Source organism: Pedobacter sp. KBS0701 (assembly GCF_005938645.2).
In the GTDB taxonomy this organism is placed as follows: Bacteria; Bacteroidota; Bacteroidia; order Sphingobacteriales; family Sphingobacteriaceae; genus Pedobacter.
The window spans coordinates 4,610,625-4,626,693 of record NZ_CP042171.1 but is presented as its reverse complement, the minus strand read 5'-3'; the positions used below and the strand labels follow the sequence as shown (position 1 = coordinate 4,626,693).

Genomic DNA, 16,069 nt, shown 5'->3' with positions numbered 1-16,069 from the left:
TAGTTTTGATTAAAATGAACTGATTGCTATATTTATAATTTGGGCGTGCCCCTAAGCTGCGCAAAGGGTCAGGCTATCCGTTACAATCTTTTGTTGCCTTTTGGCTGCGCTCAAGGCGACAACAAAAGGATTTCCACTGCTATCCTTCACGCAACCGCCAACACATTAAAAACCTAACTTCTCATCCAATTCTGTTGCGCCTTCTTCCTGTTGCTGGTACTGATTGCAATCAAAAGTAATCGAAACACCCGATTTTGGCGCTTCAAAATCAGCATGACTGATCTTCAATGCTGGATTAGCGTAAACTCTTTTGATAAATCCTGCAAAAATTGGTAAAGCCGTATTGGCACCCTCACCCTGGCTGGTGCTGATGAAGTGGAAAGCCCTGTCCTCGCAACCTGTCCAGATACCGGTTACCAATTGTGGAGTAATTGCCATAAACCAGCCATCGGAGTTATTTTGGGTAGTACCTGTTTTTGCTCCGATCGGTGCATTTACTTTGTATTTATAATTCAATCTCGATCCTGTTCCGTTGGTAACCACACCTTTCAACATCCTGGTCATTACATAAGCAACTTCTTCACTCATTACAGGTTTTGGTATTTCCTTTTGAGAAAATAGTACCACCCCGTTTTTATCTTCAATTCTCAATAAATAAATCGGCTTGGTGTAAGTTCCTTTGTTGGCAAAAGCTCCGTAAGCACCCACCATATTATAAACAGAAGAATCGAAAGTACCTAAACAAATAGATGGGAATGCCGGAACATTAGGAATACCCATTTTTGTGGCCAATGTAGATACGGCAACAGGACCAACCTGTTTCATTAAATAAGCCGTAACAAAGTTCTGCGAGTAGGCCAGTGCTTTTTGTAAAGTAATACTTCCTGGTAATGGTTTGCCTGAGTTTCTTGGTGTCCATGGCTCTCCATAACCATCAATCGTTACCGGAACATTAGGTACGGTATAACAAGGAGAATAACCATTTTCAATGGCTACGGCATAGGTAAATGGTTTTGCTGTTGAGCCTACCTGACGGGTTCCCATTTTAACCTGATCGTATTTAAAATGTTCGTAATTGATTCCGCCAACCCATGCTTTAACGTGTCCATTGGTAGGGTCCATCGTCATCATGGCATTCCGCAAAAGCATTTTGTAATAACGTACCGAATCGATCGGTTTCATTACGGTATCAATATTACCTTTCCAGGTGAAAATGGTCATTTCAGTTTTGGTATTGAAATCATCTTTAATTTCATCATCCGATTTACCTTCCAGTTTTAACGATTTATAACGGTCAGATCGCTTAATTCCCTGTTCAATCTGTAAAGTTTTATCTTTAAAAGGGTTTCTGCCTTTCCAACTGGCAATAAATTGTGCCTGCAGCACTTTCATGTATTCCTTTTGTGCTTCCTCGGCGTATACCTGCATATCATAATTTAATGTGGTATATATCTTCAATCCATCACGGTCTAAGTCGTAAGGCGTTCCATCGGGCTTGGTAATCGATTGTTCCTGGAAAATGGTTCTGATATCGTTTTTCAATACCGAACGAAAATATGGCGCAATACCATCATTAACGGTTGCGGCATTGAAATGCAGGTTTAACGGTTTTTCTTTTTGTTCATCAAATTCCGCCTGGGTTAAGAGCTCAGCTTTAACCATCAAAGCCATTACGGTATTTCTACGGTCTCTGGAACGCTCAGGATGGCGGGTTGGCGAATACATGGTAATCCCTTTTTGCATGCCCACTAAGGTTGCCGCCTGTGTTAAAGTTAACTTATCGGGAGTGGTATTGAAATAAACCCTGGCTGCCGATTTAATACCATAAGCCTGATTACCAAAATCGACCGTATTTAAGTACATGGTAATAATTTCTTCCTTGGTATAGTTGCGTTCTAATTTAACGGCAACAATCCACTCTTTAAATTTTGTTAGTACCAGCGAGAAAAAATTAAGGTTCGATTCGCGTGGAAAAAGATTTTTAGCCAATTGCTGTGTAATGGTACTGGCGCCCTGCTTTTTGCCAATTAAATTATAACCGATAATAGAGAAGGTGCGTTTAAAATCGATGCCGGAGTGTTCTTTAAAACGGGTATCTTCTGTCGCAATTAATCCGTTGATTACATTTTCGGAAATATCTTTATAAGTAACATTCGATCTGTTTTGAACAAAATAAGTACCTAGTGGACGGCCATCTTCGGCAATAATTTCGGATGCCTGGTTACTTTTTGGGTGTTCTATGTCTCTAAAAGAGGGCAAGGCACCAAACAGACCTAATCCGATCATTGAAATGAAAATGGCGAATAGGGCAATTCCCCCAATCAGTATTTTCCAGATGATTAAACTGTATCTTTTTGTTTCTTGTGCAGAAAGGGATTTGTTCATTTTGTGTTGTTATTTTCCAAAAACACCGGGATAGGTGATTTCGGATGCAAATTTATTAATTTTTTATAGAATCAACTTTTAAGCTTTGAACTTTGGCCATTCTACCATTTAAGATATATAAGGGTATCAAAGCTTTTAACTTCAGTCTTTCTGCTTCGGTTTTTAGCCTTTTAGTCTTTCCGCTTTGCTCTACTATTTATAATTGTCTTTTAAAAACTCCAGATATTCGTTGATCCGTGTCCTGTCTGTCAGTTTTCCAAAGTTTTCTTTACTGATGATAAAGCCTTTATACAGGTTAGCCGGAACTTTCATAATGTTCTTTAACTGTCCTGTAATGCTCGATTCGTAAAGTTTGGCATCTTCAAGGTCGATAAAACTCGTGATGTAAATCAACTGATCGTTATCCAGTTCTACCAATTTATGTTCCAAATCGTTGTCAGGATAATTTCCGCGGTTAAACTGACCGATTCCGAAACGAGATGAACTTAAGGTTAAAGTGGCGTCGGCCACGTCGATTACATAATAATATTCTTCTGATTTTGCAGCACTGAAAATACTGGTAGGTTTGCTTGGATCTGTCGGTTTAACCTCAGCAGGTTTAGCTATTGGGTTAGGTTCTGCAGTCTTTACTACAGGATTTTCAACCACCAGCGGTTTTGTCGCAACGGTAGCCGGAGTAGCCTGGGCCACAAAACGAGGTTCACTTGCATCAAAATCAATCAGCGCAACTGGTCGTTGTTTAAATTCATCAAGGTTGGCCTCAATATATCTTAAATGATTGCGTACCAAAGGTGTAATAATTTTATCATTAGGATAGCGATTGGTAATCAGGTTAAATTCGCTAAGCAGCGGATCAACCTTTGCTGTACGGCCAACTGCTATTGCCTTTAAATAAGCATACTGCGGTGCCAGATCGTTATTTGGGAAAGCTGAAATATTATCATCAGCCTGCTTTACTACATTGGCATAATCTTTTCTTGCATAAGCATCAAAAGCTGCATTGTAATTGTTGATGGCAATGTTTTCCATCTGTGTTTGTTTGGCCGAGTACGATGGATCTAAAATATTCTTCGCAAAATTAGATTCGGGGAATTTGGTGAGCACCAATTGTTTATACTGATCAGATTTTACTTCATCAACACCTTTATAATTCAGGTATAAACTGTAATAAATAGCAACCAGATGGTTGTTATCTGGATATCTTTTAATCAGTTCAAGATATATTTTATTTGCTTCCGGCTTATCATTCAGTTCTTGTTGGTAAAAACTGGCGATTTCAAAATAAGCATCAATAATTTTTTGGTCGGATATTGCCAATAGCGGCTGTGTAGTAGGTAAAGCATCCAAAAACTGCTTTTCTAATGAAGTTTGGTCGGAGGCAGCCGCATTGGTTTGCCCGTTTGCAGGTATAATTTCTGTAGCTACTTTTCCTCCGGCTAAAACCTGGTTGGTTTCCTGTGCGGATGAGCGTACACTCTGGCGCCAGTTATCTTCCAGCGGTCTGGTGCCCCAGCGTTTTTTAAAGTCACCAAAGCCATTGCTTATCGCTGCATTATTATTAAAATAAAAGGTGTTTCCTGCATTATTGTTGGGTGTATTTAAACTGATGTTCGGAAAATCCGGATCATTTAAAAATTGATTGTTGATTACGCCTCCTGTACTGCTTACTACGACCTTTGGCGTTAAATATGCTTTAACTTTAGCCTCACGTTCAGCAGCCGGAAGTTTGGCAATGGCCTGGGCAGTATCTTCTTTTGCAATAATGGTGTACCTGTCGGTTAGATATTGCAGGTTATCTGCCTTTTTAACAATGTTGTCATAATCAGGGAAGTTTTTAGGTAAAGTCATCACGGTACTATCGTAGTACAGTTTTGCTTTAATATAGTTGTTAAATTCTTTAAAGTTTAAGTCGGCAATTCTTAAGTAAGACAACGCCTTTTGAGTCTGGTTTCTTGTGCTTTTTAAAACTGACTTATGGTAATTCTCTTCAGCCTTAACAAAGTTTCCTTCAGCAGAGAAAAGCTCTCCAACCTGATAATAAATCTGATCGGTATAATCAAAATTCTTATCATCTTTTAACAAAGCCAGCAGCTGCTCTTCCTTGTTCAATTTTACGCCGCTTAACAGGGCACGTAGTTTAATGCGGTTTAAATTTGCATGAAAATACATCTCGAAGGGTGCATTGCTTTTTTCAACTTTAGTGAAATTAGCATAGGCATCCTGGATGTTTTTCTCTTTTTCCTGCAATTGCGCCAATATAAAACGCCAACGGATACGAAGCTGTTTTTCGGCCGGAAGTGCAATGGCGGATTCTAAAAATAAGATGGCTTCTTTATTGCGTTTCTGATAAATGCGCATCTGCGCGGCAGTAGCCAAAGGTTCTGCCAGGTCCTTTTTTAATTCATCAGAAGCACGCAACATGGTATCGATAATTTTATCGGCGAGCACCATATTGTTCAATTGCATTTGGCTACGCGCTTTCCAGTTCATTGCCATAATGAATGTTTTTAAATCGCTGTTATAGGTTTTGGCCGTATAATCGAAGTATTCAGAAGCGATAAAATAATTGCCTTTCAGGTAATTTGCCTTACCCAAAAGCATATAGGCATCATCAATATAGTTGCTAAAACTTTTATCATTGATAATGGTTTGTCCTTTTGCGATCACATCGTCCAATTGTTTATTGGCAACACCAGGCGTTAAAACCAGATTTATTTGTGGCTCAGGATCGAGGTAAACAGGAAGGATTTTTTCGTAATTATCTGCATAACTTTGTAACAGACTCTCATTGTACTCGCTTAGTAAAACATTGGAGTTATAGATATAGTTGTATTTTGCTGTTAAGTTCTGAAACCTACGATCTACCGCTGTATCTTTATTTGCGACACAGCCATAAATAAAGACACTGATGAGGATGAAAAAAGGATTTAAGTTTTTGTTAGCGTAATTTTTCAAGTATGATAAATCTCTTAGGTGGATATACAATAAACAATATATGTAGAAAAATATTTTATTTGGCAACAAATGTTTAATTATTCAAAGTTAATTTAATTATTGCATTAAAAAATGGAAAATCCGAAAGAAGAAAATACAAAGAAAAAGGTAAACGTAGCTGCTAAATATTCTGCTATCGGCTTCCAGATGATCGCCACCATAGGCCTGCTTACTTTTATTGGTTATAAAATTGATGAACACAGAAACAGCAAAACCAATCTCATTACAGCGGCTTTTGCTTTGGCAGGGGTGGGGATTGCATTATATCAGGCTATCAGGCAGGTTACGAGAAATTAGTTTTCGGGGGGGCAGTTTTCAATTATCAGTTTCTGGTTAATCAACCAGGCAATTTAACAATCCAGCAATCAAACAATCTTTTAAAGTTAACAGGTTAACCATCTTCACAATATTTTTCTTGCTTATACTTACTTGATACTAAAAACCTTATCTTTGCAAAAGTTTTTATCTGCTAAGAAATTATACATTGACTCTAGCCAAATTTACCAGTATCTATTTCATCTTCGTAGGCTTATTAATAGGCGTTGTTGCTGTTTTACCTTTATTATTTCCCGATGCACCACTTTTTGTAAACAACTTTTGGGTGATGTTTGGCTTTTTGGCCGGTATCACTTACATCGCTTACATGCTTGTTGATATTGGTGTAAAACGCGATCCTGAAGTGGGTATTATGGCTATTATGGGATCAATCGCGGTGAAGATGATTTTTTGTATGGCTTTTGTGCTGATTTACAGTATAAAAGCAAAGGGAATCGGGCTTGTATTTCTGCTTAATTTTTTTTCTTTATATTTATTGTTTACGGCCTTTGAAATTTACTGTTTGTTACGTAACTTGCGCCACCAAAATTTAAAGTAAAAAACTGCCAATAAATGGATTGTAACCGAGTTTTTGTGTCTAAAGTTAAAAGGCTAACTATTGTTTTTACGCTTTTAATCGCGTTTTTATCTGTCAAAATTGATACTTTCGCTCAAGTTGATAGCGCTGTTGTACCTGTTGATAGTGTTGTTGCCGAATCTGCTCACGCAGCTTCCGGAGAACAAGGAGAAGCGGCCGAGCATGGCAAAGAAAAATTCGAGCCAACCAAAGTAATTATGGAACACATTGCTGATTCGCACATGTGGCATCTTTGGGGTCATACTTCATTGCCTCTTCCTGTAATTTTATATACGGCTAATGGTTTGGAAGTTTTTTCTTCTGGTAACTTTCATCATGGAGAGCATGATTATAATGGTAAATACAACAACTACCGTTTAGAAGAAGATCATGTTAAAGTGGTTGGTGCTGATGGAAAAATCGATGAAGAAGCAAGTAAGTCAATTTTAGATTTCTCGATCACTAAAAACGTTGCTGCGATGTTCGTAGCGATTTTGGTAATCTTAATCGTATTCATTTCGGTAGCCGGGGCTTATAAAAAACGCGTTGGTAAAGCACCAAAAGGTTTGCAATCTTTTATCGAACCTGTTATCGTTTTTGTGAGAGATGATATTGCTAAACCAAATATCGGGCATAAGTATGCTAAATTTATGCCTTATTTGTTGACTACGTTTTTCTTTATCTTATTTAATAACTTATTTGGTTTAATTCCAATTTTTCCAGGTGGTGCTAACGTTACCGGTAATATTGCCTTAACTTTTGTAATGGCTTTAGGTACTTTGATTATTGTTAACATTAATGGTAACAAATACTATTGGAAACACATTTTTAGACCAGATGTTCCTTTTTGGTTATATCCGATTATGATTCCTGTGGAATTAATCGGTATCATATCAAAACCGTTCGCTTTAATGGTGCGTTTGTTTGCAAACATTACAGCAGGTCACATTATCGTATTAAGTTTAATTTCCTTAATCTTTATTTTCGAAACATTGGCTATTGCTCCGGTTTCAGTTGCATTTGTATTGTTTATGGATGTGTTAGAATTATTGGTAGCATTTTTACAGGCCTTTATTTTTACACTATTAACTGCCTTGTTTATTGGTATGGCAGTAGAAGAACATCATTAATAGAAAACTATTTTTTACAAATTAATATAAATTAAATTAGTTATGGTAGGTTCAATCGCGGCAATTGGTGCCGGTTTAGCAGTAATCGGTGCAGGTATCGGTATCGGTCAAGTAGGTGGTAAAGCAATGGAAGGTATTGCTCGTCAACCAGAAGCTGCATCAAAAATTCAGACTGCAATGATTATCGCTGCTGCCCTTATTGAGGGTGCTGCTTTATTCGGTGTGGTAGTTGCATTATTAGGCTTAAACGGTTAATAATCACTGAAGAAATTAGGCTGGGTATTTAACGATTGGTTATTTACCCGGCCCTATTAAAAAGATTGTTTTTAAAAATTAGATAAAAATGGAATTAGTAACCCCAAGCATAGGATTGGTTTTTTGGACATCGTTAGCATTCATCTGCTTATTGATCTTACTTAGAAAATTTGCATGGAAACCTATTTTAGGTGCAATTCACGAACGTGAGCAAAGTATTGATGAGGCCCTTAACAAAGCGGAATTAGCTAAGCAGGAAATGGCACGTTTAACCAGCCAGAATCAGGATTTGATGCAGCAGGCGCGTGCTGAACGTGATGAGATTTTAAAGGAAGCTAAAACCTTGAAAGATGGTATCCTGAACGAAGCTAAAAAACAAGCTCAGGTTGAAGGTGCTAAATTGATTGAGAAAGCTAAAATCGAGATCGAAAACCAAAAGAAAGCAGCTTTAGCTGAAGTTAAAGATCAGGTTTCTTCTTTATCATTAGAAATTGCTGAACGTGTATTGCGTACTCAGTTAGATGATAAAACCAAACAGGAAGCTTTAGTAGCTAACTTGTTAAAAGACGTTGAATTAAACTAAGCGTATTGCGTAAAGCTGTAAGCGTGCCAAACGCCAAACGCTAAACGCCAACCCAAAAGATATGTCAGAAATTAAAGTTGCAGGCAGATATGCCAAATCATTAATAGACCTAGCCGTTGAAAACAATGCGTTAGAATCAGCTTATAGTGATATGGTTTTGTTTGAAAAAGTGGTTGATGAAACTCCTGAACTAGAAGCAATATTAAAAAACCCGATTGTACCTTTAGATAAGAAAACTGGTATTTTAAACGGAATTTTTGCAGATAAGGTAAGCAAATTAACCATCTCGTTTTTCAAGATTGTGGTAAGCAAAGGTCGCTCTGCGATTTTATTTGCAACAGCAAAACAGTTTATACAACAATATAATTTAATTAAGGGGATTGTTACTGCTGATGTAACTACTGCAGCTACTTTAAGCCCTGAGGCTAAAGAGCAGATTATAGCGATTGTAAAAAAAGAATTAGGCGCCAACCAGGTTATTGTTAACGAAAAAATTAACGAGAAGCTAATTGGTGGTTTTATATTAAAAGTTGGCGATAAGCAATTTGATGCCAGTATCGCCAGCGGTTTAAGTAAACTTAAAAAAGAATTTGCGCAGTAAGCGCGAGGCGATAAGCGTATAGCGTAAAACGCCAAACAAAAAAATATTGCGATAAGCGTATGGCACGGAAAACGCCATGCGCTAAGCACTAAACATTTATAAAAAGATATAAAGTAAAATTATGGTAGAGGTAAGACCAGACGAAGTATCGGCAATTATCAGACAGCAATTGGCGGGCTTCAAATCAGAAACCGAACTGGAAGAAGTTGGTACCGTGTTGCAAGTGGGCGACGGTATTGCCCGTGTTTACGGTTTAACTAAAGTTCAATCGGGAGAGTTAGTTGAATTTGCAAACGGCCTGCAAGGTATCGTATTAAACCTTGAAGAAGATAACGTTGGTGTGGTACTTTTAGGTGCTTCAGACGAGATCAAAGAAGGCGATACGATTAAACGTACCAAAAAAATTGCCTCTATTAAAGTTGGTGAAGGTATGCTTGGCCGCGTAGTAAACACTTTAGGCGAGCCTTTAGATGGTAAAGGTCCGATCTTGGGTGAAACTTACGAAATGCCTTTAGAGCGTAAAGCACCAGGTGTAATTTACCGTCAGCCGGTAAATGAGCCTTTACAAACAGGTATAAAAGCAATCGATGCGATGATTCCAATCGGTCGTGGTCAGCGTGAGTTGGTTATTGGCGATCGTCAGATTGGTAAAACTGCCGTTTGTATCGATACCATTATCAATCAAAAAGAATTTTATGAAGCAGGCCAGCCTGTGTTCTGTATTTATGTAGCTATCGGTCAGAAAAACTCTACCGTTGCTAACATTGTACGTACACTTGAGGAAAACGGCGCTTTACCATATACAGTTGTTGTTGCTGCTTCGGCCGCAGATCCTGCTCCAATGCAGTTCTATGCTCCGTTTGCTGGTGCTGCAATTGGTGAGTTTTTTCGCGATACAGGTAAACCAGCTTTAATTGTTTATGATGATTTATCTAAACAAGCTGTAGCTTACCGTGAGGTATCTTTATTACTTCGTCGTCCACCGGGCCGTGAAGCTTATCCAGGTGACGTTTTCTACTTACATAGTCGTTTGTTAGAAAGAGCTGCGAAAATCAATGCTAACGATGATATCGCTAAAGCAATGAACGATTTACCTGAGTCGATTAAACACATCGTTAAAGGTGGTGGTTCATTAACCGCTTTACCAATTATCGAAACACAAGCGGGTGACGTTTCTGCATATATCCCAACCAACGTAATTTCAATTACCGATGGTCAGATCTTCTTAGAGTCGAACTTGTTCAACTCAGGTATCCGTCCGGCAATTAACGTAGGTATCTCGGTATCACGTGTTGGTGGTAATGCGCAGATCAAATCAATGAAAAAAGTAGCAGGTACTTTAAAGTTAGACCAGGCTCAATACCGCGAGTTAGAGGCTTTCTCTAAATTCGGTTCTGATTTAGATGCTGCAACTAAATCGGTATTGGATAAAGGTGCACGTAACGTAGAAATGTTGAAACAAGCACAGTTCTCTCCATTTACTGTTGAGAAACAAGTTGCAATTGTTTACGCTGGTACTAAAAACTTAATGCGTAGCGTTCCGGTTAATAAAGTAAAAGAATTTGAAACTGAATTCTTAACTCAATTGGAATTACGTCATCCAGAAACTTTAGCGGCATTAAAAGCTGGTAAATTTGATGATACTATCACTGGTGTTTTAGATACCGTAGCAAAAGAGATTTCAAGTAAATACTAGATAGAAGTATTGGAGTATCAAGTATCAGGTATCAAGATAAAATCTTGTCTTGATACTCGATACTCTAAGTACCAGACACTAAAATATGGCTAATTTAAAAGAAGTAAGAAACCGGATTGCATCGGTACAATCAACACAGCAGATTACCAAAGCTATGAAAATGGTTTCTGCAGCAAAGTTGAAACGTGCTACCAATGCAATTATCGCTTTACGTCCTTATGCAACTAAACTGAAAGAGATTTTAGGTAATCTATCAGCAAGTTTAGAGGGATCGTCATCGCCTTTTATCCAGGAGCGTGAGCCCAATAAGGTTTTAATTGTTACTGTATCTTCAAACCGTGGTTTGGCTGGTGCTTTTAACATGAACGTAATTAAAGCGGCCAACAATTTAATTGCTGAGAAATATAGCGAACAGTTGAAAAACGGTAACGTTAGCATTATTTCTATTGGTAAGAAAACTCAGGATTTTTACGAAAAACGTAAATACAATGTTATTGGAAACAATAATGAAGTATATTCGGCCTTAACTTTCGAAAATGTAACCAAAATTACAGATGCGATTATGGCTGGTTTTATTAAAGGTGAGTTTGATAAAGTAGAAGTAGTTTATAACCGTTTTAGAAACGCTGCAGTACAATTTATTACTACTGAGCAGTTGTTACCTCTACCTAAAGCAGAAGAAACACCAGCGGATCTTAAAAAGGATAAGAAAACAACAAACGTTGATTATATTTTAGAGCCTTCGCAAGAAGAGATTGTAGAACAATTAATTCCTAAATCAATTAAGATCCAGCTATATAAAGCAGTGTTAGATTCTCATGCTTCTGAGCACGGCGCACGTATGACATCGATGGATAAAGCAACTGAAAATGCAGGTGAGTTATTGAAAGCCTTAAAACTTTCATACAACCAGGCACGTCAGGCAGCAATTACAACTGAGTTAACTGAGATTGTAAGTGGTGCAGCAGCATTGAACGGATAATAGTTTGCAGTTCTAATTGCATAAAATATAAAGCCCATTTCTTCATTGAAATGGGCTTTTTTATTGACTTTGCTAGTCTTAATCTTAAAATTATTATGTTTTTTATGGATTATAATCCAAAATTATTATACTTTTGTTGAGGAATTTTTATATTATGATTATTCGTAAACAGCTGGATTACGCTCTTGCAAGGCTTTTTAAAGGCAAAGCCTTTATCATCTTTGGGCCACGTCAAACTGGTAAAACTACTTTTGTTGAACAGTTATTGGCAAAGGTTAATAAAAAGACCCTGTACCTCAACGGGGATGATGCTGACATACGCGAAGCTTTGGCTGAACCCAATGCGGCACAAATAGCACAAATGCTCGCCGGCTACGAAGTACTTTTTATAGATGAGGCCCAACGAATCAATGATGTAGGCTTGCTCATTAAAATTATTGTAGATCGCTTTAAGCCTGTTCAGGTTATTGCAACGGGGTCATCTGCATTTGAGTTATCAGGTAAAATAAACGAACCCTTAACCGGTAGAAAATATGAAATGATGCTCTTGCCATTTTCATACGCAGAGCTGGTAAATGATACTGATTTTATTACCGAAGAAAGATCATTGGAACAACGGTTAATTTATGGATCTTATCCCGAGATTATTAACGATCCTCAGAATGCAGAAGAGCATTTAAAATTACTAGCAGATAGTTATCTATATAAGGATCTTTTTACTTTGGAAGATGTTAAAAAGCCGCTACTCTTCGAAAAAATTGTAAAGACCCTGGCTTTACAGGTTGGGAGCGAAGTTAACTTTTCTGAACTGGCACAACTGGTAAAGGCCGATCAGAAAACCGTCGATAAGTACATCGGTCTACTCGAAAAATCTTTTGTGGTTTTTAGCTTACCTGCCTTTGCAGGTAATGTGCGTAACGAAATTAAAAAAAATAAGAAAATCTATTTTTATGATACGGGTATTGTGAATGCCATTACGCGGAATTTTAACCCGATAGCAAACAGGAATGATGTTGGTGCACTATTTGAAAATTATATGATTGCTGAACGGATGAAGTTTTTGCACCAAAATCAGATAGAAGCAGAATGCTTTTTCTGGCGTACCACGCAACAACAGGAAATTGATTATATAGAAAAAACAAAAGAAAAATTTTTGGCTGTCGAGTTTAAATGGAGCGAAAGAGGGAAAAATAAAATTCCACTTACCTTTACACATGCTTATCCTGATGCAGAAACATTATTGATATCAAAAGCTGATAGGGGAACTTTTTTGAACGGTTAAACTTATCTTTGCAGTATAATATTAATACATGAAAAAATACATCCTCATCATCTTATCGCTCATTCCGTTTTTTGTCACAGCCCAAAATCCTGCACGGGATTATACCAATGCAGTACTTTGGCAGCAAACTTCGGGTGAGTACCGTGCGCTATGTTTCCAAGCCTACAATTTTGCACGTTTATCGTTAAAAGAAGCTTTGTGGGCTGATACGAGTAAAAAACCAAATTGCGTGATTGTTGATATTGATGAAACAGTTCTGGATAATTCTGCTTTTCAGGGGCATGAAATTAAAAAAGGACTAAGTTATGTGCCTGCCGATTGGACAGAATGGACCAGTTTAGCTCAGGCAGATACCGTTCCCGGCGCTTTGGCATTTTTAAAATTTGCAGCTTCAAAAAATATCGAAACTTTTTATGTAAGTAATCGTGATGAAAAGGATTATGCGGCTACGTTAAAAAATCTGCAACATTTTGGTTTCCCTTATGCAGATGATGCGCATTTAGTGGTTTCAAAAGGAACCTCAAATAAAGAGCCACGGCGCCAAAAAATTAGCGAAATGTACAATATTCTGTTGTTATGTGGCGATAATTTAAGCGATTTCAGCAACATTTTTTATCGCGAAAATAAAAATACCTTCGGGCAGGTAAATACAAATCAGAACTTATTTGGAACAAAGTATATTGTGTTGCCAAACCCAATGTACGGGGATTGGGAAAAGCCTTTGTATCAGGGAGAAAAACTTAGTGATAAAGATAAAGCGAAACAAAGGTTGGAACGATTAAAAAGTTACTAAGTTTTATAATTATTCAGCAATAAGTATTACTTTTGCAGCATCATAAAAATAAACATTATGGAGAACAACGAATTAAAGCACAATACAGAAAGTATGAAAACGGCTAACCAGCCAGGAATTTATAAATTAATGATTTTTGGTGTACTGGTTTGCATGGTGGGTACTTACGCACGTTTCGCTTACGATTCGTGGCAGGTATCATTAGCATCCTGGATTGTTTTGTTCATTGGAGCAATTATTGCCATTAAAGGTGTATTCAAAATATTAGACGCATAAGCATTCTACTATCAAAATATAAAGCCGGTCATGTTCATTCACGACCGGCTTTTTTGTTTATATACACTTCTTTTTTGAAAAGCAAATTCAGTAGGTACTAGGTTAAGGTAGTCCTGCCATCCGCTTTAGCTCCGATAGAAAAATCGGAGGCTGCCGCTCCTGTCAGGTTTATGATAGAAAGGTCTGCCGATGTAATCTAAACCTGACAGGAGCGGACACCGAACGTAGTGAGGTAAAGCGGATGGCAGGGCTTTCGGAACCGATAAACACAGTAACCTGCTTTTCAAAAAAAACGCCATAAAAACTTCTACTTAAACCTGCGAGGTTTAATACTAGCTGAAAAACTGCGAAAACACCCTTCTCACGTCACTAAACCCAACATAGGGTTACCTAAATATAATTTTCGTATTAAGGGTAAATACAGCGTTAAAAACTAACCAGATACGCTACACTTCTCATGGCCATTTGAAGCAAATATTTAAAATGATTATTTATTTAGAACCGCACAATCATGAAAAGGAATATTATTGCTATAGCCATAGTTTTAACAATTTTTGGCTGCCAAAACGAAAATAAAAAATATGCAAGCGCTGATACCGTAGCGCTGGAGCCTTTGAGCAAAGAATCTGCAGATAGTACTGCCGCTGAGAAAATCATCAAAACTGCCGATATGCGGTTTAGGGTTAAAGATGTGCAGCAGACCAAAGAACAGCTGAGTAAAACCATTAAAGCAGAAGGTGGTACTGTTGCTGAGTTCTCTATCGAAAGCACCATCCAGGAGACAGACAAGGTTAAACAATCAACAGATTCGTTGAAAGAAATTACTTCTTACCGCACTCAGGGTTATCTGGTAGCGAAAGTACCATCAGATAAATTGGACGAATTTACCAATACCATCGCAAAAATGGCCGTCTTTGTAGATAACCAGTCAATGAAAATGGACGATCAAAGCATTGCTTATTTAGCTAATAAATTAAAAGCGCAGAACCGCATTGATGCTATTGAAAAAATCAATAAAGTTGCGACGAAAAAGAGCGCCAATGTAGAATCATCACTTTATATCAAAGATGATTATGTGGATAAAAGAATCGAGAATATGCAGATCGATAACCGCGTAAAATTTAGCACCATTACCCTTAATTTTTATCAGGAAAATACCGTTAAAACTATGATTGTTGCTAACGATAACCTGTACGATTACCGTCCGGCATTTATAAACAGGTTATGGTTGGGTATTGTAAACGGCTGGACGATTTTTAAAGAAATCATTATTGCTATTTCTAACCTCTGGATGCTGATATTGGTGGGTGTAGTGATATTTTTTGTGATAAAACATTTTATCCGGAAGAATAAAATGGCAATGAATGAAGCGACTAAAAACATGATCGATCAGGCCAGGCAATAAGAATCTATTCCTTCTACAAATGACAGATTTAAATAATCGGCCGTCATTCCCGCGCAGGCGGGAATCTTAAAACTTATAAAATTAGGATTCAATCAAGTTGGAAATGACGATACCTCGTGACCTATCATCGTCATTCGCTCTCCATCGGTTGGTGATTCACCAACCGATAATTATTTTTTCGCCTTAGCTGCTAAACCTTTAACCTTGGTTTTATTATCGCTTACAAAAGATTCCCAGCCCGAATAGGTTTTAGATTTACCACCAGTGGTAATTTTTTGAAAAGAATGGCAAACGGCAACAGCCAAACCATCGGTAGCATCTAAAAATTCGGGTGTTTCTTTAAAGTTGAGTAAGCGCTGCAACATGGCTGCTACCTGTTCTTTAGTGGCGTTTCCGCTGCCTGTAATGGATTGTTTGATCTTGCGTGGAGAATATTCGGTTACGGGCACATTTCTGGATAGTGCGGCTGCAATGGCAATGCCTTGTGCACGGCCAAGTTTCAATAGTACCTGGATGTTTTTACCATAAAATGGGGCTTCTATGGCCAATACATCGGGTTTATACTGCTCCATCAGCACTACCGTTTTTTCAAATATCCGCTGAAGTTTAAGAAAAGGATCGTCTAAATGGGTCATTTTAACCACTCCCAAACTGATCAGTTCCGTTTTATTTCCCTTCTCCAAAATTACACCATAACCCATCACCGCAGTGCCCGGATCGATGCCCATAATTACCCGCTCCTTTTTTTCGTTCAACATTACAGCAATATTAAGCATATTTGCAAATAAAAAGAGA

General features: G+C 37.8%; 15 protein-coding genes. 12 read left to right on the top strand and 3 right to left on the bottom strand.

Features of this window, described 5'->3' with window-relative positions; translation table 11 throughout:
* Positions 1-165 precede the first annotated feature (165 nt).
* Positions 166-2,385 carry a transglycosylase domain-containing protein gene (locus FFJ24_RS18590; RefSeq protein ID WP_138818684.1) on the bottom strand — a complete coding sequence of 740 codons (2,220 nt, stop codon included), beginning with the start codon at positions 2,383-2,385 and terminating at the stop codon, positions 166-168.
* 192 nt (positions 2,386-2,577) lie between these two features.
* Positions 2,578-5,340, bottom strand: a complete 2,763-nt coding sequence (locus FFJ24_RS18585; RefSeq protein ID WP_138818683.1) for a tol-pal system YbgF family protein — start codon at positions 5,338-5,340, stop codon at positions 2,578-2,580.
* 111 nt (positions 5,341-5,451) lie between these two features.
* Between FFJ24_RS18585 and FFJ24_RS18580 the strand changes: the two genes are divergently transcribed.
* From FFJ24_RS18580 to FFJ24_RS18525, 12 genes are all read left to right on the top strand, one after another.
* Positions 5,452-5,676 carry an AtpZ/AtpI family protein gene (locus FFJ24_RS18580; protein WP_138818682.1) on the top strand — a complete coding sequence of 75 codons (225 nt, stop codon included), beginning with the start codon at positions 5,452-5,454 and terminating at the stop codon, positions 5,674-5,676.
* 187 nt (positions 5,677-5,863) lie between these two features.
* Positions 5,864-6,253, top strand: coding sequence for a hypothetical protein (locus FFJ24_RS18575; protein WP_246862654.1), 390 nt, complete (start codon positions 5,864-5,866; stop codon positions 6,251-6,253).
* A 14-nt stretch (positions 6,254-6,267) separates the two neighbouring features.
* Complete coding sequence (atpB, locus tag FFJ24_RS18570) at positions 6,268-7,401, top strand: F0F1 ATP synthase subunit A (protein ID WP_138818681.1); 1,134 nt, start codon at positions 6,268-6,270, stop codon at positions 7,399-7,401.
* Between the two features lie 42 nt (positions 7,402-7,443).
* Positions 7,444-7,656, top strand: a complete 213-nt coding sequence (gene atpE, locus FFJ24_RS18565; RefSeq protein ID WP_025144011.1) for an ATP synthase F0 subunit C — start codon at positions 7,444-7,446, stop codon at positions 7,654-7,656.
* An 88-nt stretch (positions 7,657-7,744) separates the two neighbouring features.
* Positions 7,745-8,239: a F0F1 ATP synthase subunit B gene (locus FFJ24_RS18560; RefSeq protein ID WP_025144012.1), complete on the top strand. Its 495-nt coding sequence runs from the start codon at positions 7,745-7,747 to the stop codon at positions 8,237-8,239.
* A gap of 61 nt (positions 8,240-8,300) precedes the next feature.
* The gene (atpH, locus tag FFJ24_RS18555; protein WP_138818679.1) at positions 8,301-8,840 is read left to right on the top strand and encodes an ATP synthase F1 subunit delta; all 540 of its coding nucleotides are present in this window, start codon (positions 8,301-8,303) and stop codon (positions 8,838-8,840) included.
* Positions 8,841-8,961: 121 nt separating this feature from the next.
* Positions 8,962-10,536, top strand: coding sequence for a F0F1 ATP synthase subunit alpha (atpA, locus tag FFJ24_RS18550; RefSeq protein WP_138818677.1), 1,575 nt, complete (start codon positions 8,962-8,964; stop codon positions 10,534-10,536).
* 85 nt (positions 10,537-10,621) lie between these two features.
* Positions 10,622-11,518, top strand: a complete 897-nt coding sequence (gene atpG, locus FFJ24_RS18545; RefSeq protein ID WP_138818675.1) for an ATP synthase F1 subunit gamma — start codon at positions 10,622-10,624, stop codon at positions 11,516-11,518.
* 154 nt (positions 11,519-11,672) lie between these two features.
* Positions 11,673-12,800: an ATP-binding protein gene (locus FFJ24_RS18540; protein WP_138818673.1), complete on the top strand. Its 1,128-nt coding sequence runs from the start codon at positions 11,673-11,675 to the stop codon at positions 12,798-12,800.
* Between the two features lie 28 nt (positions 12,801-12,828).
* On the top strand, positions 12,829-13,593 hold the full coding sequence (locus FFJ24_RS18535) for a 5'-nucleotidase, lipoprotein e(P4) family (RefSeq protein WP_138818671.1): 765 nt from the start codon (positions 12,829-12,831) through the stop codon (positions 13,591-13,593).
* 57 nt (positions 13,594-13,650) lie between these two features.
* Positions 13,651-13,869 (top strand): hypothetical protein, encoded by a 219-nt coding sequence (locus tag FFJ24_RS18530; protein ID WP_029278686.1) that lies wholly within the window; start codon positions 13,651-13,653, stop codon positions 13,867-13,869.
* A 511-nt stretch (positions 13,870-14,380) separates the two neighbouring features.
* Positions 14,381-15,274: a DUF4349 domain-containing protein gene (locus tag FFJ24_RS18525; RefSeq protein WP_138818669.1), complete on the top strand. Its 894-nt coding sequence runs from the start codon at positions 14,381-14,383 to the stop codon at positions 15,272-15,274.
* A 170-nt stretch (positions 15,275-15,444) separates the two neighbouring features.
* Here FFJ24_RS18525 and ruvC read toward each other — a convergent pair whose 3' ends face one another.
* On the bottom strand, positions 15,445-16,032 hold the full coding sequence (gene ruvC / locus FFJ24_RS18520; RefSeq protein ID WP_138818668.1) for a crossover junction endodeoxyribonuclease RuvC: 588 nt from the start codon (positions 16,030-16,032) through the stop codon (positions 15,445-15,447).
* Positions 16,033-16,069: the final 37 nt, after the last annotated feature.

Coding starts and splice junctions, on each gene's coding strand:
- FFJ24_RS18590 (WP_138818684.1), bottom strand. CDS start 2,385: ATGAACAAATCCCTTTCTGCACAAGAAACAAAAAGATACAGTTTAATC.
- FFJ24_RS18580 (WP_138818682.1), top strand. CDS start 5,452: ATGGAAAATCCGAAAGAAGAAAATACAAAGAAAAAGGTAAACGTAGCT.
- atpB (WP_138818681.1), top strand. CDS start 6,268: ATGGATTGTAACCGAGTTTTTGTGTCTAAAGTTAAAAGGCTAACTATT.
- atpE (WP_025144011.1), top strand. CDS start 7,444: ATGGTAGGTTCAATCGCGGCAATTGGTGCCGGTTTAGCAGTAATCGGT.
- FFJ24_RS18560 (WP_025144012.1), top strand. CDS start 7,745: ATGGAATTAGTAACCCCAAGCATAGGATTGGTTTTTTGGACATCGTTA.
- atpH (WP_138818679.1), top strand. CDS start 8,301: ATGTCAGAAATTAAAGTTGCAGGCAGATATGCCAAATCATTAATAGAC.
- atpA (WP_138818677.1), top strand. CDS start 8,962: ATGGTAGAGGTAAGACCAGACGAAGTATCGGCAATTATCAGACAGCAA.
- atpG (WP_138818675.1), top strand. CDS start 10,622: ATGGCTAATTTAAAAGAAGTAAGAAACCGGATTGCATCGGTACAATCA.
- FFJ24_RS18540 (WP_138818673.1), top strand. CDS start 11,673: ATGATTATTCGTAAACAGCTGGATTACGCTCTTGCAAGGCTTTTTAAA.
- FFJ24_RS18535 (WP_138818671.1), top strand. CDS start 12,829: ATGAAAAAATACATCCTCATCATCTTATCGCTCATTCCGTTTTTTGTC.
- FFJ24_RS18530 (WP_029278686.1), top strand. CDS start 13,651: ATGGAGAACAACGAATTAAAGCACAATACAGAAAGTATGAAAACGGCT.
- FFJ24_RS18525 (WP_138818669.1), top strand. CDS start 14,381: ATGAAAAGGAATATTATTGCTATAGCCATAGTTTTAACAATTTTTGGC.
- ruvC (WP_138818668.1), bottom strand. CDS start 16,032: ATGTTGAACGAAAAAAAGGAGCGGGTAATTATGGGCATCGATCCGGGC.